Below are 22,528 nucleotides of genomic sequence, written 5' to 3' on the forward strand. Positions count from 1 at the left end.
GTCGTCCCAAAGGATTAAAGCGTTACGCTGATGGCTTGCGACGCCTTGGTCGCCTTTTCACGGGCCGCTTCCACCGACTCATCTCGAGCCAGTGCCACGCCCATTCGGCGCTGCCCTGCCACTTCAGGCTTGCCAAACAGGCGCAGGGCCGTATCCGGATCACTTAGCGCTGCACCCAGATTGCCGAAACTTGTCTGGGTAGATTGTCCTTCAACCAGCAGTACGGCAGAGGCTGATGGACCAAACTGGCGAATGACCGGTATCGGTAATCCCAGAATGGCACGGGCATGAAGGGCAAACTCAGAGAGATCCTGAGAGATCAGCGTTACCAGGCCTGTATCATGGGGACGTGGAGAGACTTCACTGAACCACACCTGATCGCCTTTGACAAACAGCTCAACACCAAACAGACCACGCCCGCCCAGCGCCTCGGTAACCGCCCTGGCAACACGCTCGGACTCAGCAAGTGCCTTGGGACTCATCGCTTGCGGCTGCCAGGACTCATGGTAATCACCTTTTACCTGACGATGACCAATAGGTTCGCAGAACGATGTTCCATTGACATGACGGACTGTCAGCAAGGTGATTTCATAATCAAAGTCGATAAAGCCTTCAACAATGACGCGTCCCTTACCCGCGCGTCCGCCCTCCTGAGCATAATCCCAGGCGGCCTGAATGTCTTCGCTGCATTTGATAACGCTCTGCCCCTTGCCGGAGGAGCTCATGATCGGCTTCACGACACAGGGCATGCCTAAAGATTCGACGGCAGCGGCATACTCTTCAAAGGTGTCCGCGAAGTGATACGGTGAAGTGGGCAAACCCAACTCCTCCGCAGCCAGACGGCGAATACCTTCGCGGTTCATGGTCAGCTGCGCAGCGCGTGCAGTAGGCACGACGGTATACCCTTCGCCCTCCAGCTCAACGAGGGTTGCCGTGGCAATTGCCTCGATCTCGGGCACGATGTAATGAGGTTTTTCCTGCTCGATGATCGCGCGAAGCGCGGCGCCATCCAGCATATTGATGACATGACTACGATGGGCTACCTGCATGGCCGGTGCATTGGCATAACGATCGACGGCAATGACCTCCACACCCAAACGCTGTAGCTCGATGACAACTTCTTTACCAAGCTCACCAGAGCCACATAACAGAACGCGAGTGGCGGTAGGTGACAATGGAGTTCCTATCTGGGTCATGCAGCATCCTCTGGTGTATACAGTCATGGGTTTAACCGGGCTGCCCCATAGCGACAACGCACTCGATCGCTATCTGAGGTGCCCTTAGAAATAGTGGCCAGCGGCGCAGGCACGTTCCTCACACAGTTGCAAGACCCTACGCCGCTCGGTGTTGGTCATGCGTCCCCATTGAGATATTTCCTGAGCGGTGCGCTGGCACCCTGTGCACATATCGGCCTCATCCAGCACACAGACTTGCACGCAGGGAGAGCGAACAGGCTTTTCGTTTTCATTCATGTCCAAGGCTGTCATCTCGTACAGGCAGCGGCCTGATAACGTATCGTTGGCATGAATTCTACTTGGCCTGATGGCAGAAGTGCATCAAAAGGCATCATTTCTCAACTGAATGAGGCGGCTCATGGAGCGAAATGCCGGCATCATAAAGCAGGTTGACCAGCTCCACGATAATGGCAGCCGTCAGGCCCCAGATCCGATACTCACCGTACTGATAACTTGGGATATAGGAACGTCGCCCTTGCTCATCGATCCTCAGCGTGACTTCTGGAGGCACTTCGCACAGAAAGCTGAGCGGAACCGTAAATACGGCTGCGATTTCAGCGTCGTTGGGCGTGTACTCCACGTAATCGGGAATAATGCCGACATAAGGCGTTACCTTGATCCCGTAATAAGAAATCAAGGGGCTCAACGGCCCTACTACTTCAACCAGCCCCGGCGGCAGACCAATCTCCTCATACGCCTCACGCAGCGCTGTATGAATAAGATCCGGATCTTCCGGATCACGTCGCCCACCTGGTAATGCGACCTCTCCCCCATGCGTCGACAGATTGCTGGCGCGCAGCGTCAGAACCAGCTCAGGATCATCACCTCGAATAATAGGCAACAATACGGCGGCTTCGGGGTGTGTACGATCAGTCTCCAGGTGACGCGGTCGATAATGCCGCAATCGATGGAGCAACTCATCCACGATGCTTTCTCCACACGCTTACTCTTGAGGCATCATGGCATGGAATATCCAGCTTGCCCAACCCCTTGCTTGCAGCCTCAGCTCCTCGCAAGATGGCAGGACGACGAGGAGGCATCATGAAATTCTGTAACTATTGCGGCGGCACGCTGGTTCAGCGCATTCCCGAGGGGGATACGCGCCCTCGCTACATCTGCACACAGTGCCACACGGTGCACTACCAGAACCCTCGCATTGTGGCGGGATGCCTGCCCGTCTGGGGAGATAAAGTACTTTTATGTCGCCGCGCCATTGAACCTCGCCGCGGCTACTGGACACTCCCGGCCGGCTTCATGGAAAACGGCGAAACGATCGAACAGGCCGCCGCCCGTGAGACTTGGGAGGAAGCCTGCGCTAACGTCGGCAACCTCAAGCTCTATACCTTATTCGACCTGCCCCATATCAATCAGGTTTATATGCTGTTCCGCGGCGAGCTTGTCGGCGGGTCGTTTGGCATTGGTGAAGAAAGCCTGGAAACAGCCCTGTTTGACGAAGCAGATATCCCTTGGTCGTCACTCGCTTTTCCGACCATTGCGCGTACCCTAGAATGCTTTTTTGCTGATCGCCGAACCGGTCACTATTCAGTGCATCATGAAGGCATCGCACCCATGCTGGAACGCTAGTTCCAGCTGATATATACAGAGTGAACAGCAGCACGCCTTGGCTGCTTTCTGCAGTCGCTTAGCTAGGGATTATTTTTCAAATGCGCCGGATGTATTGGCTTACTGCTTTCTGTTGCCTGTTTTTCTCTACCCTCTGCCTTGCCAGCACGACAACAACACTTGATGGCCGGACAATCGACAAGGTGCTGGTCATAAAGTCGATGAACAAGCTTGAGCTGCTCAGCAAGGGCGAAACCATCAAGTCCTACCGGGTATCACTGGGCAAATTCCCCAAGGGCCCCAAGTTTCGCGAAGGCGATCAGCGCACGCCAGAAGGCTTCTACTGGATAGACTGGCGAAAGACGAGCGACAAGTTCAACCTGTCGATGCACATCTCATACCCCAATGCACAGGACCTGGCACGCGCAAAAGCAGCAGGCGTGCCACCGGGCAGCATGATCATGATTCACGGCACCCCTATCGATGAAGAATACCCGGAGTGGTATTTCTCTTCGCTGAACTGGACGAATGGATGCATTGCACTAACCAATGCGGATATGCGTGAAATCTGGACGCTGGTCAAGGACGGTACGTTGATCGAGATACGCCCCTGAAGCTCCGTTACACACCTTGAAGCACAGGAGTCACAACGTTCGGCCTTGACCTAGAATGACGCCAGCTGCCACACCTCATAGGCTGGCGTCTCATAGGGATGGGCTTTGCGTAACGCCTCGACAGCCTGCTTTACATAGTCATCGGTCACGACCAGCTCTACTTTCCACTCTGCCACGCGCTCCAGCTCGCCAATCTTCCCTAGAAAAGGGTTGCTTCCAGCACATGGGCGAAACTGCCCCTCCCCCAAGACCTGCCAGCAGCACGCCTCGTAATTACCGATGCGACCACCTCCTGCAGCAAATACCGCGTCCTTGACGGACTCCACATGGCTACCTGGCACATAGAAGCATAGCTTGTACATAAATCCTCCAGATGCAAAAAGGCCGGTCATACCTGAAACAGTATGACCGGCCTTCTCGGACTTATCAGTCTACCCAGACACGCGCATTACGAAACATGCGCATCCAGCCGCCGTCCTCGCCCTGCCAATCACGTGGAATCCAGGAATTTTGAACTGCGCGGAAAACGCGTTCAGGGTGCGGCATCATGATGGTGACGCGACCATCACGGCTGGTCAGGCCCGTAATACCCAGCGGCGAGCCATTGGGGTTGGCCGGATACGTCTCGGTGACACGCCCATGGTTGTCAACGAAGCGTAGCGAGACGGTGCCAGAGGCATCTGCTGCCTGCAGGGCCGCGGCGTCCCTGAACTCGGCATGACCTTCACCGTGCGCAATGGCAATCGGCATGCGCGAGCCTGCCATGCCCGCAAAGAACAGGGATGGCGATTCCTGTACCTGTAGCATGGCAATACGCGCTTCGAACTGCTCTGAGCGGTTACGCACGAAGCGTGGCCAGAATTCACTGCCCGGGACAAGCTCGCGCAGGTTCGAGACCATCTGGCAGCCGTTGCAGACGCCTAGCGTAAAGCTATCCGTACGCTCGAAGAATTGCTGGAACGCATCACGTGCACGGGCGTTGAACAGAATCGACTTGGCCCATCCCTCACCGGCACCCAAGACGTCACCGTAGGAGAAACCGCCGCACGCAACGACACCCTTGAAGTCATTCAAATCGACACGACCAGCAAGAATATCGCTCATGTGCACGTCTACCGAGGCAAAGCCGGCACGGTCAAACGCTGCAGCCATTTCGACCTGACCGTTAACGCCCTGCTCACGCAGAACCGCGACCTGAGGCCGTATACCTGTCTTGATATAAGGTGCAGCGATGTTTTCGTTCGGATCAAAGCTCAGCTTGGCAGACAGGCCCGGATTGTTCTCTTCGAGCAATGCGTCGTATTCCTGCTGAGCACAGTCAGCGTTGTCACGCAGTCGCTGGATCTGATAGCTGGTTTCGCTCCAGATACGCTGCAACGAGCGGCGCTCGGCCTTGAAGACGTTCTGCTCGTTATAGGTGATATTGACCTCGTAACCGTTTACCGGCTGGCCAATGACCGCCACGCAATCCTCAAGACCTGCAGCAGTGAACTGCGCCAGCACTTCGGATGTGAAATCCTGAGGCACCTGGATCACAGCACCCAATTCCTCGGCAAACAAGGCGCGGGTCAGTTCATCACGGGTAGCGGCCAAGGCATCCAATTTCAGAGACAGGCCACAGTGACCGGCAAATGCCATCTCCACGAGCGTCGTGATCAGGCCACCATCGGAACGGTCATGATAGGACAGGATGAGCCCGTCCTTATTGAGCCCCTGGATGACGGCAAAGAAGGCCTTGAGGTCCTCTGCATCATCCACATCAGGTGCCTTGTGGCCGATCTTGTTGTGAACCTGCGCCAGAATTGAACCACCCAGGCGGTTCTGGCCTCGGCCAAGATCGATCAGGATCAGGTCCGTTTCGCCTTTATCCATGCGCAGCTCAGGCGTCAGGGTCTGACGAATATCCTGTACTGGAGCAAAGCCTGTCACGATCAGCGACAGAGGCGACGTCACGCTTTTGTCTTGATCGTTTTCTTCCCAGCGGGTCTTCATGGACATGGAGTCCTTGCCCACGGGGATGGTGATACCCAAAGCCGGGCACAGCTCCATGCCCACTGCCTTTACCGTATCGTACAGGCGAGCATCCTCACCCGGATGTCCGGCGGCTGCCATCCAGTTGGCGGAAAGCTTGATATCGCTGATTTTCTCGATACGCGCCGACGCCAGGTTGGTCAGTGTTTCACCTACCGCCATGCGGCCAGATGCTGCCGCATCCAGCAATGCCAAGGGCGTACGCTCGCCCATAGCCATTGCCTCGCCGGTATAGGCGGTGTAGCTGGTCGCTGTAACCGCGCAGTCAGCCACTGGAACCTGCCAGGGACCAACCATTTGATCACGCGCAACCAGGCCGGTGATGGTCCGGTCACCGATGGTGATCAGAAAGCTCTTGCTGGCAACGGCTGGATGCCGAAGAACGCGCTCTACCGCCTCCTTGAGCTCCAGGCCGGCACCGTCAAAGTCATCACCCAGCGCTTCCTCGCGAGTAGCGGAGCGATGCATACGTGGAGGCTTGCCCAGAAGAACATCTAGCGGCATGTCGACCGCATTATTTTCAAAATGGCTGTCCGCTACCGTGAGACGACGCTCTTCAGTAGCCTCGCCAACTACCGCGAACGGGCAGCGTTCACGCTCACAAATGGCCTTGAAAGTTTCAAAGTTCTCGGCGTCCACGGACAGCACATAGCGTTCCTGGGACTCGTTGCACCATATCTCGAGCGGGCTCATGCCGGGCTCGTCGTTAGGTACGTTGCGCAGCTCAAAGCGACCGCCACGACCGGCATCGTTGACCAGCTCAGGGAAGGCATTGGACAGACCGCCTGCGCCTACGTCATGGATGAAGGTGATAGGGTTCTTGTCACCCATCTGCCAGCAGCGGTCGATCACTTCCTGGCAGCGGCGCTCCATCTCGGGATTTTCACGCTGCACGGAAGCGAAGTCCAGGTCTGCCGAGCTGGAGCCAGTGGACATCGACGAGGCAGCGCCTCCACCCAGGCCGATCAACATGGCCGGGCCACCCAAGACAATCAGCTTGCCACCTACGGAGATATCACCTTTCTGGACATGGTCGGCACGGATGTTACCCATACCGCCCGCCAGCATGATCGGCTTGTGATAGCCCCGGACCTCTTCGCCACGTGGGGTTTCAACCGCCTGTTCGAAGGTACGGAAGTAACCTGCCAGTGCCGGGCGGCCAAATTCGTTGTTGAATGCCGCGCCGCCCAATGGCCCTTCGATCATGATATCGAGTGGTGTCACGATGCGTTCGGGCTTGCCGTATGGCTTTTCCCAAGGTTGCTCGAAACCTGGGATATTCAGGTTGGAAACCGTGAAACCGGTCAGACCTGCCTTGGGTTTTGCACCACGACCGGTCGCCCCCTCGTCTCGGATTTCGCCACCCGAACCCGTAGAGGCGCCAGGGAATGGTGCAATTGCTGTCGGGTGGTTATGGGTTTCCACCTTCATCAGGATATGAATCGGCTCCTGATTGGCGCTGTACTGACGAGTCTGCGGGTCAGGATAGAAACGACCGGCAGTAAATCCCTCGATCACCGCAGCGTTATCCTTGTAGGCAGACAGGACGCCCTCACGGTGCATTTCATAGGTGTTCTTGATCATACCGAACAGGGATTTTTCCTGGCCTTCGCCATCGATATCCCAGCTGGCATTAAAGATCTTGTGACGGCAGTGCTCGGAGTTTGCCTGAGCAAACATCATAAGCTCGATGTCATGGGGGTTGCGACCCAGTCCCTGGAAACTCTTGACCAGGTAATCGATCTCATCATCCGCCAGGGCAAGACCTAGTTCGCTGTTGGCCTTTTCCAGCGCGGCACGGCCGCCATTCAGGATATCGATGACCGTCAGCGGCTTGGGCGTCGCATGACTGAACAGGGCTTCTGCCTCATCCAGACCTCCCAGCACGAGCTGGGTCATACGATCATGCAGGGTGGCAGCCACAGCCTGAACATCGGCATCGGACAGATCGCCAGCAATATAATAGGCGACGCCCCGTTCGATGCGCTCGATCTTGGCCAGACCGCAATTATGGGCGATGTCAGTGGCCTTGCTGGACCACGGCGAAATCGTGCCAAAGCGCGGGACTACCAGGAACAGCCGGCCTACAGGCTCTTGTACCGGAACACTGGGTCCGTATTTGAGCAAGCGCTCAAGCACGTGCTCCTCTTCAGCGGTAAGCGTGCCGACCACCTCGGCAAAATGAGCGAGCTCGGCATAAAGTCCGGAAACACCCGGCACTTTACGGGTCAGTTGGTCGAGCAGTTTGCCGTGACGAAACGAAGAAAGAGCGGGAGCGCCGCGCAAGATCAGCATCGTAGGACAGCCTCGGGGCTAGAGGAATTTCAGGGGCCGGTATTCTACCGCAAAGGACCCGGCGAGACACCTTTAGGCGACAAAGGTTTCGCTAATGCTGCGTCAAACCGACTCATGCAGCCGTCCTGAGAAACGCTTCGCTCCAGAAATAACGACCTCTCGACGGCTTGAAGATGCCTCTTGGAAACCCCGGAATCATCGCGACTGATCCCATTTCACTCGGATATTTTGGCCTTGCTTAGCAAAAATTGGTTACGAGTGGAATCCAGGCAATAGAAAATTCTGTGGCGCTCCCCTGGTATGGCACTTGGATAGCTTTGCGTATACTGAGTGGATGTTTGCACACCATGCGCTTTGCCTGAAACGAATCGCCTGCATCATGGCGACTGCGATCTTTCTGTTGCTCCAGGGGTGCGAAGAGCCTGACGAAGCTCCTCCCAAACAACCCACTACCCTGGAACGGATACAGAAGGAGGGCGTTCTACGCGTTATTACCCGCAACAGCCCGGCGACCTATTTCCAGGACCGTAACGGTGATACCGGCTTCGAATACGAGCTGGTGAAAAGCTTCGCCGACAGCATGGGGCTCAAACTGCAGATCGAAACTGCAGATAACCTGGATGATCTTTTCAACCGTCTCGACAGTGCTGAAGGACCAGTCCTGGCAGCGGCAGGCCTGACGCCCAGCCCGGCACGGCAGGAGAAGTTCCACTTCTCACATCCCTATCTTGACGTTGTTCCGCAGGTCATCTACCGCAATGGCTCACGGCGCCCTGCACAGGTAAGCGATCTGGTAGGCAAGCGCATCATGGTGCTCAAGGGAAGCAGCCAGGCGGAACAATTGGCCGCGCTCAAACCCCAGCAGCCGGATCTTACCTACGAAGAGTCCGATCAGGTCGAGGTGGCTGACCTGCTGAAGATGGTCGATGAGGGCCAGATCGATCTTACGCTGGTCGACTCCAACGAGCTGGCCATGAATCAGGTCTACTTTCCCAACGTGCGCGTCGCCTTTGATCTCGGAGATGGACAAAGCCTCGCCTGGGTAACAGCCGAGCGCGAAGACGGCACCTTGATGAAAGCCATCAACGCTTTTATCGACAAGGCCAAGCAGGACAATACGCTTCAGCACCTCAAGGAGCGCTACTACGGTCATGTGGATGTTCTGGGGTATGTAGGCGCCTACACCTTTGCCCAGCACCTGCAACAACGCCTGCCTGTTTATGAAAAGCACTTCCGCAAGGCTGCACAGCAACGGGAGGTCGATTGGCGGCTTCTGGCTGCCATCGGGTATCAGGAATCGATGTGGCAGGCTGATGCGACCTCAAAAACCGGGGTACGCGGCCTCATGATGCTGACCAACAACACAGCCCAGGCCATGGGCGTGTCCAACCGGCTCGACCCCTTCCAGAGCATCGAGGGCGGCGCCCGGTACTTCAATCAGATTCGCGGCGAGCTTCCCGAGTCGATCAAGGAGCCGGATCGGACCTGGTTCGCCCTGGCAACCTACAACATTGGCAGTGCGCATATTGCAGATGCGCGAAAGATGGCGCAGGACGAAGGGTTGGATCCTAATCGCTGGCTGGACGTCAAACGCATGTTGCCACGACTCAGTCAGAAGCAATGGTATAGCAAGACCCGTTACGGCTATGCCCGAGGCGGCGAAACGGTGCACTTCGTGCAGAATATTCGCCGCTACTACGACATTCTGACCTGGGTGACCCAGCCGCAGATGGAAGGTTCACAGCTGGCCAAGAGCGGCATGCACCTGCCCGGTATCGCTGAAAAGGAACCCGAGCAGGAAATGTAGCTGACGGGCCTAGACCGTCTTTGGCTTTGAAGACTTGGCGATCAGTTTATCTACCGCCTTGGCTGCGGCCACCATGCCAAAGGTTGCGGTCACCATCATGACCGCACCAAAACCGCCAGAGCAATCCAGTCGTACCCCTTCCCCTACAAAGCTTTTCTGCTGGCACACGCTGCCATCCGGCTTGGGATAACGCAGCTGCTCGGTCGAGAACACGCACGGCACGCTGTAGTGCCGGCTGGGGTTACGTGAAAACCCATAGTCGCGGCGCAGCAGTGAACGTACGCGGGACGCCAGCGGATCGTTATAGGTCCGGTTCAAATCGACGACCTGAATCTGGGTCGGGTCGATCTGACCACCCGCTCCACCGGTTGTGATGATGTTGATCTTGCGGCGCTTGCACCATGAGATCAGAGCAGCCTTGGACGCGACGCTATCGATACAGTCCAGCACCAGATCCATCTCCGGCGTGATGTAATCCGCCATGGTCTCCCGCGTGACGAAATCCGCCACGGCATGGACGGCGCACGCCGGGTTGATTGCCCGGATGCGCTCAGCCATCACATCGACCTTGGCCCGTCCCACCTGTCCTTCCAGCGCATGGATTTGTCGGTTGGTATTGCTGATGCAGACATCGTCCAGATCGAACAGACTGATACGGCCAACGCCACTGCGCGCCAGGGCCTCGGCCGCCCAGGACCCTACGCCACCAATACCGACTACCGCAACATGACTGGCAGCCAGACGCTCGAGCGCATCGTTACCATACAAGCGGGCAATGCCACCAAAGCGTTGTTGATCAATATTCATAACGGCTCTCACTCAACGAGCTAATAGTATAAAGACATGCCACGGCATTGTTGATCACCGAAGAGCGACGCTCCTTATGGCGTTTTGCTTTACCATGGACAACTTTTCGTGCCCTTGCTGCTTCAGGATTCATCCATGACGACCCTTACCCCGACGCTCGAGCTTGCCTGCGAGCTCATCCGCCGCCCCTCCGTCACACCGGTCGACGAGGGCTGCCAAGCCCTGATGATGACGCGGCTTGAAGCAGCAGGTTTTGCGCTCGAGCCCATGCGTATCGAAAACGTCGATAATTTCTGGGCACGCCGGGGAGGCGAAGGTCCGGTGTTGTGCTTCGCCGGGCATACCGACGTTGTGCCGACCGGGCCGGTCGAGGCCTGGCAACAAGGCCCCTTCGATGCTCAGGTCGACGCAGACGGCATGCTCCTGGGGCGTGGCGCAGCGGACATGAAAGGCAGCCTAGCCAGCATGATCATCGCGGTCGAACGCTTCGTAGCCGATCATCCCAACCATCGAGGCGCCATTGCCTTTTTGATTACCAGTGATGAAGAAGGGCCTGCCCTGCACGGGACACGCGCGGTTGTCGAGCGTCTGCGTGCACGCAATGAACGCCTGGACTGGTGCATTGTAGGCGAGCCTTCCAGTACGACGCTTCTGGGCGACGTCGTCAAGAACGGTCGCCGCGGTTCGCTCAACGGCAAGTTGACGATTCGTGGCAAGCAAGGCCACGTGGCCTACCCTCATCTGGCCCGCAACCCCATTCATCTGGCCGCAGCCGCGCTGGCAGAACTTGCCGCTGAGCAGTGGGATGCCGGTAATGACTTTTTCCCGCCCACCACGTTCCAGATCTCCAACCTGAACTCGGGCACAGGCGCAAATAACGTAATCCCGGGCGAGCTGAATGCCCTGTTCAACTTCCGTTTTTCGACCGAGTCGACCGAAGAGGGACTCAAGGCGCGCGTTGAGGCTATCCTGAACAAGCATAACCTTGACTGGCACATTGACTGGTCTCTTTCGGGCCTGCCCTTCATCACCGAGCCTGGCGAATTGCTGGACGCTATCGCCTCGAGCATCCAGGCGGTTACCGGTCTTACAACAGAAGCCTCTACCAGCGGCGGGACCTCGGATGGTCGCTTTATTGCCACGCTTGGCACACAGGTGGTTGAAGTCGGGCCTGTTAACGCTACGATCCATCAGGTCAATGAACGAGTATTGGCCAGTGACCTGGATTTGTTGACCGAGGTGTACTACCAGACCCTGGTAAGGCTGCTGGCATGATGTTGATCTGCCCCCTCTGCTCGGCCCAGCTGACCGAGGCACAACAAGGTGTTGTCTGTGAGCAAGGCCACCGTTTTGACCGTGCACGCCAGGGCTATTTGAACCTGCTGCCTGTACAGCACAAGAAAAGCCGTGACCCTGGCGACAATGCCGAGATGGTTGAGGCGCGTCGCCGCTTTCTCGATGCTGGCCACTATGCTCCGCTGGCGCAGCGTCTGGCGGAACTGGCACAGGAAAAAGCACCGGCTCGCTGGGTCGATATTGGTTGCGGCGAAGGTTTTTATACCATGCGTCTGGCAGAAGCACTGCCACAGAGCGATGGTTACGCGCTGGACATCTCCCGTGAGGCGGTACGCAGGGCGAGTCGCCGGGCGCCGCAGGTGAACTGGCTGGTTGCCAGCATGGCCCGTATCCCCTTGCCCAACACAAGCTGCCAGCTCCTGACCAGCGTATTCAGTCCGATTGACTGGTCTGAAGCCGTACGCTTGCTGACGCCCGGCGGCGGCGTACTGCGCCTTGGTCCGGCGCGTGATCATCTGATCGAACTGCGCCAGCGGCTGTACGATGATGTGCGTGATTACGACGAGGCCAAGCACCTGCAGGGCTTACCTTCGGCGCTGACATTGGCCGACAGTGAAACCTTGAATTTTCGCCTCAGTCTGGAAACTCGCGAAGCCCGAGCCGATCTGCTATCCATGACACCCCATGGTTGGCGTGTTAATGCCGAGCGTCGCGAACGCGTACTGGCTGAACCCTTCGAGGTCACCGTTGCCGTACGCTACGATTGGATTACCCGGACCTGAAAGCCCTATCGAGATTAACCATGCGCCAGCCAGACATTGAAATCTACCTCAAGGATGCCGACCAGCCTGCCATTACCGAGTGGCTGAGCCAGGCGCTGGGTACCTGCAGCGAGTGGCGCCAGCAGGGGCAAACCTACAAGTGTATGGTCGACTACCAGGGCACCGTGATTCCAGTAACCTGGCTACCCAAAGCTGTCGGCAAATGGAACAGCCTTCTGCTGGAAAGCGATGCAACCCCCTGGGAAGACGATCTGGCCTGCGCCAAGGCAGCCGCTGCCGCACTGGATATCCAGGTACGGTGCGCCCCTGGGAGCTGGGAAGAGGAACAGGGCGAGGATGATGCCGATCGCTGGATAAAAGTCACCTCAGCCGGCATAGAAGAAATCATCTGGCGAACCTGAAGATTTGCCAGTAATAAAAAAGCCCGTCAGTTGAACTAACGGGCTCTTTTTTCAGGATTCAAAGCTTGGAGACGTCTTCGGCCTGTAGACCTTTCTGGCCCTGAATCACAGAAAACTCCACCTTTTGGCCTTCAATCAGCGAGCGATGCCCCTCGCCACGGATGGCGCGGTAATGAACAAACACATCCGGGCCACTCTCACGTTGAATGAATCCATAACCTTTGGCGTCATTGAACCACTTGACGGTTCCGGTCTCACGTTCAGCCATTACCACTCTCCAAGCTTCGCAATTATTATCTGTGCCCTTGCAGGACAGCTCCCCAGCCGATCCAAGTCATCCTCATGGCCTTCCAGGCCAAACAACTGATGCTCGTTTCCGCCGTACCGGCGTATAAAGCAAAAGTTTCCAGGCAATTGCAACAGGTTTTATCACTAAAATGCTTTATGCTCTTTTTTGGTGCTAATTACGTATTAATCGTAGCTGAAAGCACAAAATTCGTGCTTTATAACAACAAATTGCGTAATCGAAATGTCAAAAAAAGAGCGCCAATCAAGCAGTGCCTGAGCCTCTTTAGTTTTGCTGACGAGTGTTTCAGTCTGATGATCGTGGGCTTTGCGCCATCGGGCCATTACGGCACACTGCTCGCTTGAATTTCAGGTACATGTCATGAATCGCTCCCCTTTTCGCCGCATGCTGTTTGCCGCCTTCAAACGCCTGCTGTACACCTGGGTTCGCTCGCAGACTATCAACCAGTCAGCGGTAACCCTCAAGCTCGACCGCAGCAAGCCGGTGATCTATGTCTTGCAGGAGCATTCGCTAAGCGATCTGGCCGTCCTGGATGCCGAATGCATCAAAAATGGCCTGCCCCGCCCGGTAACACCCGTAACCATTGGGGATGTGGTCGAACCGAATGCCTATATCTATACAACACCCTCACCTGACTGGCTGGGTCGTCCTACCAGGCGTAACGTTCCGCCCTGCCTTACCCGACTGCTTGAAGCTGTTGGCCAAAGCACAGTTGAAGATGCCCAGATCGTACCTGTCAGCGTGTTCTGGGGGCAGTCGCCTGACCGTGAAACGAGCCTATGGAAACTGCTCTGGACGGATAACTGGGTCATTACAGGCCGGCTACGCAAACTGGCACGCATCGTTGTTCTGGGCCGTATGACACGGGTGTTGTTTTCCGAGCCCATTCATTTGAGCCGGCTTGTCACCCAGAACAAAGGGCAGGAGCGCACTCAGCGCATGGTGCTGCGTATCCTGAGAGTGCACTTTCGTAACCTGAAAACAGCGGTTATCGGCCCTGATATCTCCCACCGGCGCAATCTGGTCAAAAGCCTGATCCAGGCCCCCCAGGTTCGTGAGGCAATCGAACATGAAGCCAGGCATGGGAACACATCTCATGCACAAGCCGAGCAGCAGGCTTTGGAGTATGCCCAGGAAATAGCCTCGGACTTCTCGTATCCGGTAGTACGCTGCCTTGAAGTCATCTTGACCTGGTTCTGGAACAAGCTCTATGAAGGGCTGCGGGTAAATCATATCGAGCGCGTCCAGAATGTGGCGCAGGGCAACGAGATCGTTTATGTGCCCTGCCACCGCAGCCACATGGACTATCTGCTTCTGTCCTACCTGTTATTTCACAATGGACTGACGCCTCCACACATCGCAGCAGGTATCAACCTGAACATGCCCGTCGTGGGAAATATTTTGCGCCGTGGCGGTGCCTTCTTTATGCGCCGTAGCTTCAAGGGCAATGCGCTCTATACCGCTGTCTTTAATGAATACATGCACACCTTGTTTTCCCGGGGCTTCTCGACCGAATACTTTGTAGAAGGCGGGCGGTCGCGAACGGGACGGATGCTGCAGCCGCGCACCGGCATGCTGGCCATTACCCTGCGCAGCTTTTTGCGGGACTCCCGTCGTCCGCTGGTGTTCGTGCCAGTGTACATTGGCTACGAGCGGGTTTTTGAAGGCCGCACTTACCTGGGCGAGCTGCGGGGAGCGGCCAAGAAGAAGGAATCTATCTTTGATGTGTTCAAGGCCGTAGGGGCCTTGCGCAAGCGCTTCGGTCAGGTGTGGGTCAATTTTGGCGAGCCCCTGAGCCTGCCGCAGTTTCTGGACCAGCGCCAGGAAGGCTGGCGTAATCTCTCCTTTGATCATGATGCCCGCCCTGAGTGGTTCAGCACGCTGACTCACTGCCTGGGCGAGGTGGTGGCGCGCAGGATCAACGATGCGGTAGCCATCAATCCGGTTAATCTGGTGGCCTTGATCATGCTATCCACCCATCGACAGGCGATGGATGAGCGCGCTTTGGTTGGCGTACTCGACCTTTACCTGGGGCTTTTGCGAAAGGTCCCTTACTCGCCCTCTGCAACCCTGCCCGAGGGTGACGGACAAGCACAGGTGGACTACGTGAAGAGTCTTAATCTGCTGGCCGAGCAACAGGATGCGCTGGGCCGTATCCTCTACCTCGATGAGCAGAATGCCATCCTGATGACCTACTACCGCAACAACATCCTGCACATTTTTGCATTACCGGCATTACTGGCCAGCTTCTTCCAGAACACGCCTCGCATGAGCCGAGAGCAGATCCATCGGTTTACCCTGGCGCTATACCCTTATTTACAAGCCGAACTGTTCATCCGCTGGGACCGCGACGAGCTACCCGCCATGATTGATCAGTGGCTGGCAGCGCTGGTGGAGTATGACCTGCTTCAACAAGAGGACGAGACCTTCAAACGCCCGCCTCCCAGCTCACGGCAGTTTGTACGTCTGGCACTGCTGGCCCGCAGCATTCAGCAAACGCTACAGCGTTATTACATGGCCATTGCGCTGCTGCTAAACCAGGGCCAGGGTAGACTAACCGCCAGCGAGCTGGAGGAATTGTGTACCGTCATGGCACGGCGACTTTCCATCCTGCATGGCTTGAACGCACCGGAATTCTTTGACAAGAGCCTGTTCCGGCATTTTATCGAAACACTATTGAAAGAAGGCGTGCTGCACAAGAACGCCGAAGGCAAGCTTGGCCATCATGAACTGCTGGGCGAGCTGGCCGAAGAGGCTGGCAAGCGAATGCTGCCAGCCGAAATACGCTTGTCGATTCGACACGTGGCATTGGAACGGCCCGATGAACCCAGCATTCCGCCCTCAGTTCCGACGCCCGATTGACCCATTCAGAAGAGACCTTATGTCATGCGCAAGATTGTTCTGTTAAGTCTGACCAGCCTGTTGCTTACGGCCTGTAGCGGCGGGCTGCGCCCAGTTTCCGAACCTGGCCCTACCCCTACGACTCCCAGCACGAGCAAACCTCCGGTCATCATGCCGCAACCCGGTACGCCTTCACCGGCCAAACGTAGCCTGGAAGGTGATGCCTATTTCGAACAGTCCGAACCCTTGCCGCCTACCGCCAAGCTGACTGTCAGTCTGCACAATGCGGCCACGGGCGATACGCCCTCAGGGCGCCTCGCACAACGTACCGTTTTCGTGAAACAGGAAACACCTATCCCTTTCCGCCTGGACTACGATCCGTCAAAGGTCAAGTCTGGTCAGCGCTATGCCATCAGCGCTCGCGTATTGCTGGGTGGCCGCCCGCTGTTCCTGACGCCAAAGGCAATACCGGTGCAACTCAATGGCACCAACGACCAGCCGGTTGAAATCAAGCTGACCCCCGTCCGTTGATACAAGGGATATAGATGAAACGTTTCGCGCTTACGCTTGGGGCCTTAACCCTCTCGGTCAACGCCTTTGCCTTGAGTCTGTCTGACTTTTCCCAACAAGATTCCGCCAGCGCCATGAAGGACGCACTGACTCAGGGCGCGCAAATCGCGGTTCAACAACTGGGTAAACCGGGAGGATTCACCAACAACCCGGAAGTCCGTATTGAGCTGCCTGGAAAACTGGGCAAAGCATCCGCCCTGCTCAAGCAGTTCGGTATGGGTGCGCAGGTAGAACAGCTGGAAACCAGCATGAACCAGGCTGCTGAAGCCGCTGTGCCAAAGGCGCAAGCCCTGCTGATCGATGCGGTCAAACGTATGACGGTTCAGGATGCCAAGGGTATTCTGACCGGCGGAGACAATGCGGCCACGCAGTATCTGGATCGCTCCAGCCGAGACCAGCTTCGCGCTCAATTGATGCCCATCATCAAGCAGGCAACGGACAAGGTAGGCTTGGCTCAGCAGTACAACGCCCTGGCTGGCAAAGCTGCTGCCTTCGGCGCGGTGGATGCCAAGAGTGCAAACGTTGAAAGCTACGTCACGGACCAGGCGCTTAATGGGTTATTCACCGTAATCGCTGACCAGGAACGCGCACTCCGGGAAAACCCGGCCGCCGCCGCTACCAACATTGCCAAAAAAGTGTTCAGTACGCTTTGAGGATATAACGGGCCGAGTAATCGAATAACCCGGCCCGATGCCTTACAAAGGCGGCAACGCCCAGTCGATGGGCGCAAGGCCTGACTGCTCCAGAAACTTGTTCGTCCGGCTGAAATGGCCGTTGCCGATAAAGCCTCGATGGGCAGAGAGGGGTGACGGATGGGGTGAGCGCAGGATCAAATGCTTTTGTGTGTCGATCAGCTTTTCCTTGCTCTGTGCGTGAGCACCCCACAGCAGAAAGACCAGATGGTTACGTTGCTCGCTGACCACCTGAATCACACGATCAGTGAAACGCTGCCAGCCGGCATTGGCATGGGAGCCGGCCTTGGCCTGTTCTACCGTCAGCGAGGTATTGAGCAACAGTACACCCTGCTCGGCCCAATGCTGTAGATAGCCATGATTGGGAATGGGCAGATTCAGGTCCCGCTTCAATTCCTTGTAAATATTCTGCAAGGATGGCGGTGCAGGGACACCGGGCTGTACGGAGAAGCACAAGCCATGGGCCTGCCCTGGGCCGTGATAGGGATCCTGCCCCAAGATGACGACCTTTACCTGATCCAGCGGCGTACTGTTCAACGCATTGAAGATCAAGGGGCCTGGCGGATAGATCACCTTGCCGGCCGCTTTTTCGCTGCGCAGGAACTCACCCAATTGCTTCATATAAGGAGCATCGAATTCATCACGCAGTGCTGCTTTCCACTGCGGTTCCAGTTTGATGCGGTCGTCGTCCACGTTATGTCCTCATGTCAATCGAGCGCACCGTAGGAAAGGTGGTCTGCTCTGTCAACCATTCATCCCATTTCCTGCCAGCAGGCTCCCGCCCCACAAACGTGCGAAGCATAGAGCAATGCCCCAAGGTTGCGCACGATACCTCTTTCCAAATGCCCCAATGTATAACGCAACCCATGTGCTATCAGGGTTTGGAGAAGTTGGCATGGTGCTAGCTATACGACCTATGTGCAGGAGCAGCCGGCATGCCGGAACCGCAGCACCACAACTTGGCGAAATAGATGACTAGGGTTCCGGCTTACGAAAGTAAGTGACTGGTCCGAGAGTCATCGACCTCCGACGAGGTTACACGGCGGGACAAAAGCCCGGGAGAAGACGCGCATTGCGCTGCTCTGCTCCTGCTTGCCCACCACTCATTCGGAGGTTCCATGCGTAAATGCTTGCTTGCCACCCTCGCTCTCAGTCTGACTGCATGGGTCAGCCTACCCTCTCTGGCAGCACCTCGCGACGACTTCAAGGTCTGCTGGACTATTTATGCCGGCTGGATGCCATGGGGTGAAGCCAAGACTCAGGGAATCATCGACAAATGGGCCAAGAAGTACGGCATTACGATCGATGTGGTACAGCTCAATGACTATGTCGAATCCATCAATCAATACACCGCCGGCCAGTTCGATGGCTGCGCCATGACTAATATGGACGCCTTGACCATTCCAGCGGCCGGCGGAGTGGATACGACCGCTCTGATCGTCAGTGACTTTTCCAACGGCAACGATGGCGTCGTCATGAAGGGCAAGAGTAAAACCGTTGCGGACCTCAAGGACCAGACCGTCAATCTCGTACAGTTTTCCGTTTCCCATTACCTGCTCGCCCGGGCGCTGGAAACAGTCGGCCTAAGCGAGAAGGACCTGTCTACGATCAATACCTCGGATGCCGACATGGTAGCAGCGTTCAACACGCAGGACGTACAGAACGTAGCGACCTGGAATCCATTGCTCGCTGAAATCAAAACTTCGCCAGACACCACAGAAGTATTCAACTCCAGCCAGATTCCCGGCGAGATCATGGACATGATGGTGGTGAATACCGAAACGTTGAAGGAAAACCCCAATCTCGGCAAGGCCCTGACCGGCGCCTGGTATGAAATGACTGCCCTGATGACAGCCGGAACGCCTGAAGGCCAGGCAGCACTCACGGCCATGGCGAATGCATCGGGTACCGACCTAGCGGGTTTCAAGGCGCAGCTGGCCAATACAAGGCTCTTCTATGCCCCTCAGGACTCCCTGAGCTTCGTACTCAGCCCAGAGCTACCAAAGACGATGGAAAAGATTGCCCGGTTCTCCTTTGATCATGGGTTGCTGGGCGAAGGTGCGCCGGATGCGAATGCCATTGGCATGGCATTCGCCGGCGGTGCAACGGTGGGCGACACCAGCAATATGAAGCTGCGCTTCGACCCGACGTACGTGCAAATGGCTGCCGACGGCACGCTTTGACTAAGGCCTGGGCTGTCTCTTGGGCCGGCCCATATCCGCTACACAGGTAATCCACCATGCGCCTGATCAATCGCCAGCCTGATCGCGGAAGTCGTCTGCTTCTCGTCCTGCTGCCTTTCGCCCTGCTGCTGTTTGCTTACTTCAGCGGCTCGGCTACCCGCCTGGCGGAGAACCCCAACGATAAGCTCCTGCCCAGCGCGACTCAAATGGCCGCAGCGATAGATCGTCTGGCGTTCAAGGAAGACAAGCGCACCGGTGACTATGTGTTCTGGCAGGACACAACGTCTAGCCTCTCCCGCTTGGCTACCGGACTGGTCATCAGTGCTTCGATCGCACTGGTAATCGGTATCGCCACAGGTGCCATTCCGCTGTTTGGCGCGCCGCTTTCTCCGCTGGTAACCGTACTCTCCATGGTGCCGCCGCTGGCGATCCTCCCTATCCTCTTTATCGTGTTCGGCTTGGGTGAGCTGTCGAAGGTCATGCTGATCGTCATCGGTATTACACCGGTGCTTATTCGCGACATGGAGCAGCGGGTCCGCGAGATTCCACAGGAACTCTTGATCAAGGCACAAACCCTTGGCGCCAACAGCTGGACATTGATTCTGCGTGTGGTACTGCCTCAAGTCCTGCCTCGTCTTCTGATCGCGCTGCGCCTGGCGCTCGGCTCGGCTTGGTTATTTCTGATTGCCGCCGAGGCTATTGCCAGCACTGACGGACTCGGCTACCGCATCTTTCTGGTCCGCCGCTACATGGCGATGGATGTGATCGTGCCGTATGTCGTCTGGATCACGGCGCTGGCCTGGGCCATGGACGTTGGCCTGCGACAGCTGACGCGCTGGGCTTTCCCCTGGTACGACACAGGAGCCCGTTCATGATCCAGGTCAAGAATGTCTGGAAGCAGTACGGTGATCAGGTCGTACTGGAACACCTGAACCTGAGCATTCAAGAGGGTGAGTTCTGTGCCCTGGTAGGGGCTTCCGGCTGCGGTAAATCAACCTTTCTACGGATGCTCTTAGGCCAGGAAAGCCCCACCCGCGGGCACATCCTGTTGGATGGGCAACCGCTTTGTGCCGAGCCCGATCCCAGCCGTGGAGTAGTCTTTCAGCGCTACTCCGTATTTCCGCATCTTTCCGTGCTGGATAACGTGGTAATCGGCATGGAGCTCCCCCATTCACGTCTTCTGGGTCGCCTGTTCGGCACCGACAAGCGACGCCTTCGCGAGACGGCAGCGGCCATGCTGAACAGGGTCGGTCTGGGCCATGCGCTCTACAAATACCCCAGCCAGCTTTCCGGTGGCATGCAGCAGCGTCTGGCCATCGCCCAGGCGCTGATTGTGAAGCCACGTATTTTGCTGCTGGATGAGCCTTTTGGTGCGCTCGACCCTGGCATCCGCAAGGACATGCATGTGTTGCTGACCGAGCTGTGGAAGGAGCACAAGCTGACCGTCTTCATGGTCACCCATGATCTTTCCGAAGGCTTCACCCTCGCCAGCCGCGTGTTGGTATTCGACAAGATGCGTATCGATCCCCATGCGCCCAACGCCTATGGCGCACGCATTACTTACAACATCCCGGTAAACCGCAGAAAAACCTCCGGCGCCTTGACGTCGGTGGAAACCCTGCTGGGCCAACCCGCCGTCAACTGAGGATCCTGTTATGAATGAAACACGCCCTGTTGCTTCCCTGTTGCTCGAAGAACACGTTCCCGGAGGCGGTCACACCTCGCTCATCGTCAAACGCGGCCAGTTGCTGCGGATCACCGACGAACTGGGCGGCGCCAATGTCAGCCTGATGCTGTTCAACGCCCAGGAGAAGAGCGAACGCCTGAACCTGCCGGATACACTCAAATGCCAGCACACTGCCAAGCTCACCAAAGGGCATTGCCTGTATTCAGACATGGGCCGCGTGCTGGCCGCCATTGTCGAAGATACCTGTGGCTGGCACGACAGTTTTGGCGGCGTGGCAAATGCTGAGGAAGTCGTCGAAAAGTACGGCCCCGGCCGATATCAGGAGCTGCGCAACGGCTTTCACCGCAACGGTACTGACAACCTGCTGGTAGAGATGGGCAAGTGGGGGCTGGGGCAGGAAGATTTACTCATGACACTGAACCTGTTCAGCCGGGTGGACGTGGATGCCGAAGGCGTCTTCCACTTCATCGAAAGCAACTCTTCAGCCGGTGACTACATCGAGCTGTATGCACCCATGAATACCTTGGTTGTACTCACCGCCTTGCAGCACCCGCTGGACCCAACACCCAAATACGCACCGAAATCCGTCACGCTGACATTGAAAAGCGCCGACCCAGGCGTGGCCGACGTCTGCCGTACATCCCGTGAAGAGAATATTCGCGGCTTTATCAACACCGAACGCTTCTTTCTGTGAGGATGACTGCCATGACCGTAACCGCTAGCGAAAAACGTCCTGAAAATGCCCTCTACCGTGAGGTCATCCCGGCGGGTGCGCCTTACCTGAAAGAGATCAAGGCCGGCCAGACAATTCGCATTCATGACCTCGAAGGCAATCAGGCTGTTGATACCTTGTTCTACAGCGCAACGAACCCGCGCGAGCGCTATGACGCCCAGCGTACGCTGCGTCGACAGGGCAAGGTCTACCTCACCACCGGGACCGTGTTGTATTCCAACCTGGGCAATCCACTCCTGACCATCGTTGCCGACACCTGTGGCCGACACGACACGCTTGGCGGCGCCTGCGCCCAAGAGAGCAACACCGTGCGCTATGCGCTGGAGAAGCGCTACATGCATAGCTGCCGCGATAACTTTCTCTGCGCCTGCCACCATGACGGCAGGTTGGGCAAGCGCGACATCGCTGCCAACATCAACTTTTTCATGAATGTTCCGGTGACGCCTGAAGGCGGGCTGACCTTCGAGGATGGCATCTCCGGCGCGGGAAAGTACGTAGAACTGCGCGCCGAGACGGATGTAATTGTGATGATTTCGAACTGCCCGCAGCTCAACAACCCATGCAACGGCTGGAACCCGACTCCGGCAGAGGTGCTGATATGGAGCTGAAACAGCGACTACGCACCTGGTTGCATACTCTTTGCCAGAGCCGCTCCGGGCAGTGTTTGAATACACGACGCTCTGA

23 protein-coding genes and 1 riboswitch are annotated in these 22,528 nt (G+C 56.9%); of the genes, 15 read left to right on the forward strand and 8 right to left on the reverse strand.

Translation table 11 applies throughout. The annotated features are described in order from the left end of the window. Positions 1-14 precede the first annotated feature (14 nt). The 3 genes from purT to PLU01S_RS09400 form a co-directional block, all read right to left on the reverse strand. Complete coding sequence (gene purT, locus PLU01S_RS09390) at positions 15-1,196, reverse strand: formate-dependent phosphoribosylglycinamide formyltransferase (RefSeq protein ID WP_074827629.1); 1,182 nt, start codon at positions 1,194-1,196, stop codon at positions 15-17. A gap of 84 nt (positions 1,197-1,280) precedes the next feature. After that, a complete protein-coding gene (locus PLU01S_RS09395; protein WP_073450372.1) occupies positions 1,281-1,472 on the reverse strand; it encodes a DUF1289 domain-containing protein in 192 nt (63 codons plus the stop codon). Between the two features lie 94 nt (positions 1,473-1,566). After that, positions 1,567-2,163: a CoA pyrophosphatase gene (locus PLU01S_RS09400; protein WP_074827631.1), complete on the reverse strand. Its 597-nt coding sequence runs from the start codon at positions 2,161-2,163 to the stop codon at positions 1,567-1,569. A 113-nt stretch (positions 2,164-2,276) separates the two neighbouring features. Between PLU01S_RS09400 and PLU01S_RS09405 the strand changes: the two genes are divergently transcribed. Further along, complete coding sequence (locus PLU01S_RS09405) at positions 2,277-2,819, forward strand: NUDIX hydrolase (RefSeq protein WP_010797584.1); 543 nt, start codon at positions 2,277-2,279, stop codon at positions 2,817-2,819. An 89-nt stretch (positions 2,820-2,908) separates the two neighbouring features. Continuing rightward, entirely contained in the window at positions 2,909-3,412 is a 504-nt protein-coding gene (locus tag PLU01S_RS09410; RefSeq protein ID WP_037030094.1) for a L,D-transpeptidase family protein, read from the forward strand. A 50-nt stretch (positions 3,413-3,462) separates the two neighbouring features. On the opposite strand, the gene PLU01S_RS09415 is transcribed toward PLU01S_RS09410, so the two are convergent. Beyond that, a complete protein-coding gene (locus PLU01S_RS09415) occupies positions 3,463-3,774 on the reverse strand; it encodes a YqfO family protein (protein WP_010797582.1) in 312 nt (103 codons plus the stop codon). 64 nt (positions 3,775-3,838) lie between these two features. After that, a complete protein-coding gene (purL, locus tag PLU01S_RS09420; RefSeq protein ID WP_074827633.1) occupies positions 3,839-7,738 on the reverse strand; it encodes a phosphoribosylformylglycinamidine synthase in 3,900 nt (1,299 codons plus the stop codon). Positions 7,739-8,072: 334 nt separating this feature from the next. On the opposite strand from purL, the gene mltF reads away from it, so the two are divergent. Further along, entirely contained in the window at positions 8,073-9,545 is a 1,473-nt protein-coding gene (gene mltF, locus PLU01S_RS09425) for a membrane-bound lytic murein transglycosylase MltF (RefSeq protein ID WP_037030091.1), read from the forward strand. Positions 9,546-9,554: 9 nt separating this feature from the next. Here the strand turns inward: mltF and tcdA are convergent, their stop codons facing one another. After that, positions 9,555-10,352, reverse strand: a complete 798-nt coding sequence (tcdA, locus tag PLU01S_RS09430) for a tRNA cyclic N6-threonylcarbamoyladenosine(37) synthase TcdA (protein WP_010797579.1) — start codon at positions 10,350-10,352, stop codon at positions 9,555-9,557. 135 nt (positions 10,353-10,487) lie between these two features. Between tcdA and dapE the strand changes: the two genes are divergently transcribed. From dapE to PLU01S_RS09445, 3 genes are read left to right on the forward strand one after another with little or no spacing between them, the layout of a single operon-like run. Further along, a complete protein-coding gene (dapE, locus tag PLU01S_RS09435) occupies positions 10,488-11,627 on the forward strand; it encodes a succinyl-diaminopimelate desuccinylase (protein WP_074827635.1) in 1,140 nt (379 codons plus the stop codon). Then, entirely contained in the window at positions 11,627-12,430 is an 804-nt protein-coding gene (locus tag PLU01S_RS09440; protein ID WP_083397950.1) for a putative RNA methyltransferase, read from the forward strand. The genes dapE and PLU01S_RS09440 overlap by 1 nt, the downstream gene beginning before the upstream one ends. Positions 12,431-12,450: 20 nt before the next feature. Then, a complete protein-coding gene (locus PLU01S_RS09445) occupies positions 12,451-12,831 on the forward strand; it encodes a hypothetical protein (protein ID WP_074827641.1) in 381 nt (126 codons plus the stop codon). A gap of 58 nt (positions 12,832-12,889) precedes the next feature. Here the strand turns inward: PLU01S_RS09445 and PLU01S_RS09450 are convergent, their stop codons facing one another. Continuing rightward, positions 12,890-13,099: a cold-shock protein gene (locus tag PLU01S_RS09450; protein WP_010797575.1), complete on the reverse strand. Its 210-nt coding sequence runs from the start codon at positions 13,097-13,099 to the stop codon at positions 12,890-12,892. Between the two features lie 74 nt (positions 13,100-13,173). Between PLU01S_RS09450 and PLU01S_RS09455 the strand changes: the two genes are divergently transcribed. Genes PLU01S_RS09455 through PLU01S_RS09470 form a run of 4 tightly spaced genes read left to right on the forward strand, consistent with a single transcriptional unit; the run spans position 13,174 to position 17,202 of the window. Beyond that, entirely contained in the window at positions 13,174-13,482 is a 309-nt protein-coding gene (locus PLU01S_RS09455; RefSeq protein WP_074827643.1) for a hypothetical protein, read from the forward strand. Between the two features lie 16 nt (positions 13,483-13,498). Next, positions 13,499-16,000: a glycerol-3-phosphate 1-O-acyltransferase PlsB gene (gene plsB / locus PLU01S_RS09460; protein WP_074827644.1), complete on the forward strand. Its 2,502-nt coding sequence runs from the start codon at positions 13,499-13,501 to the stop codon at positions 15,998-16,000. A gap of 24 nt (positions 16,001-16,024) precedes the next feature. After that, complete coding sequence (locus PLU01S_RS09465; RefSeq protein WP_074827645.1) at positions 16,025-16,510, forward strand: YbaY family lipoprotein; 486 nt, start codon at positions 16,025-16,027, stop codon at positions 16,508-16,510. Between the two features lie 14 nt (positions 16,511-16,524). Further along, entirely contained in the window at positions 16,525-17,202 is a 678-nt protein-coding gene (locus PLU01S_RS09470) for a DUF4197 domain-containing protein (protein ID WP_074827647.1), read from the forward strand. A 42-nt stretch (positions 17,203-17,244) separates the two neighbouring features. Here the strand turns inward: PLU01S_RS09470 and ung are convergent, their stop codons facing one another. After that, positions 17,245-17,934, reverse strand: coding sequence for a uracil-DNA glycosylase (gene ung / locus PLU01S_RS09475; RefSeq protein ID WP_074827649.1), 690 nt, complete (start codon positions 17,932-17,934; stop codon positions 17,245-17,247). Between the two features lie 271 nt (positions 17,935-18,205). Then, positions 18,206-18,305: riboswitch (guanidine-I (ykkC/yxkD leader) on the forward strand. A gap of 54 nt (positions 18,306-18,359) precedes the next feature. Here ung and PLU01S_RS09480 point away from each other — a divergent pair. From PLU01S_RS09480 to PLU01S_RS09500, 5 genes are read left to right on the forward strand one after another with little or no spacing between them, the layout of a single operon-like run. Further along, complete coding sequence (locus PLU01S_RS09480) at positions 18,360-19,424, forward strand: putative urea ABC transporter substrate-binding protein (protein ID WP_074827651.1); 1,065 nt, start codon at positions 18,360-18,362, stop codon at positions 19,422-19,424. Between the two features lie 56 nt (positions 19,425-19,480). Further along, positions 19,481-20,299 (forward strand): ABC transporter permease, encoded by an 819-nt coding sequence (locus PLU01S_RS09485; RefSeq protein ID WP_074827654.1) that lies wholly within the window; start codon positions 19,481-19,483, stop codon positions 20,297-20,299. Next, positions 20,296-21,069: an ABC transporter ATP-binding protein gene (locus tag PLU01S_RS09490; RefSeq protein ID WP_074827657.1), complete on the forward strand. Its 774-nt coding sequence runs from the start codon at positions 20,296-20,298 to the stop codon at positions 21,067-21,069. The genes PLU01S_RS09485 and PLU01S_RS09490 overlap by 4 nt, the downstream gene beginning before the upstream one ends. 10 nt (positions 21,070-21,079) lie before the next feature. Next, positions 21,080-21,805 (forward strand): urea amidolyase associated protein UAAP1, encoded by a 726-nt coding sequence (locus PLU01S_RS09495; protein WP_074827659.1) that lies wholly within the window; start codon positions 21,080-21,082, stop codon positions 21,803-21,805. An 11-nt stretch (positions 21,806-21,816) separates the two neighbouring features. After that, on the forward strand, positions 21,817-22,452 hold the full coding sequence (locus PLU01S_RS09500; protein ID WP_074827661.1) for an urea amidolyase associated protein UAAP2: 636 nt from the start codon (positions 21,817-21,819) through the stop codon (positions 22,450-22,452). Positions 22,453-22,528: the final 76 nt, after the last annotated feature.

Source organism: Pseudomonas luteola NBRC 103146 (genome assembly GCF_002091675.1).
GTDB lineage: Bacteria > Pseudomonadota > Gammaproteobacteria > Pseudomonadales > Pseudomonadaceae > Chryseomonas > Chryseomonas luteola.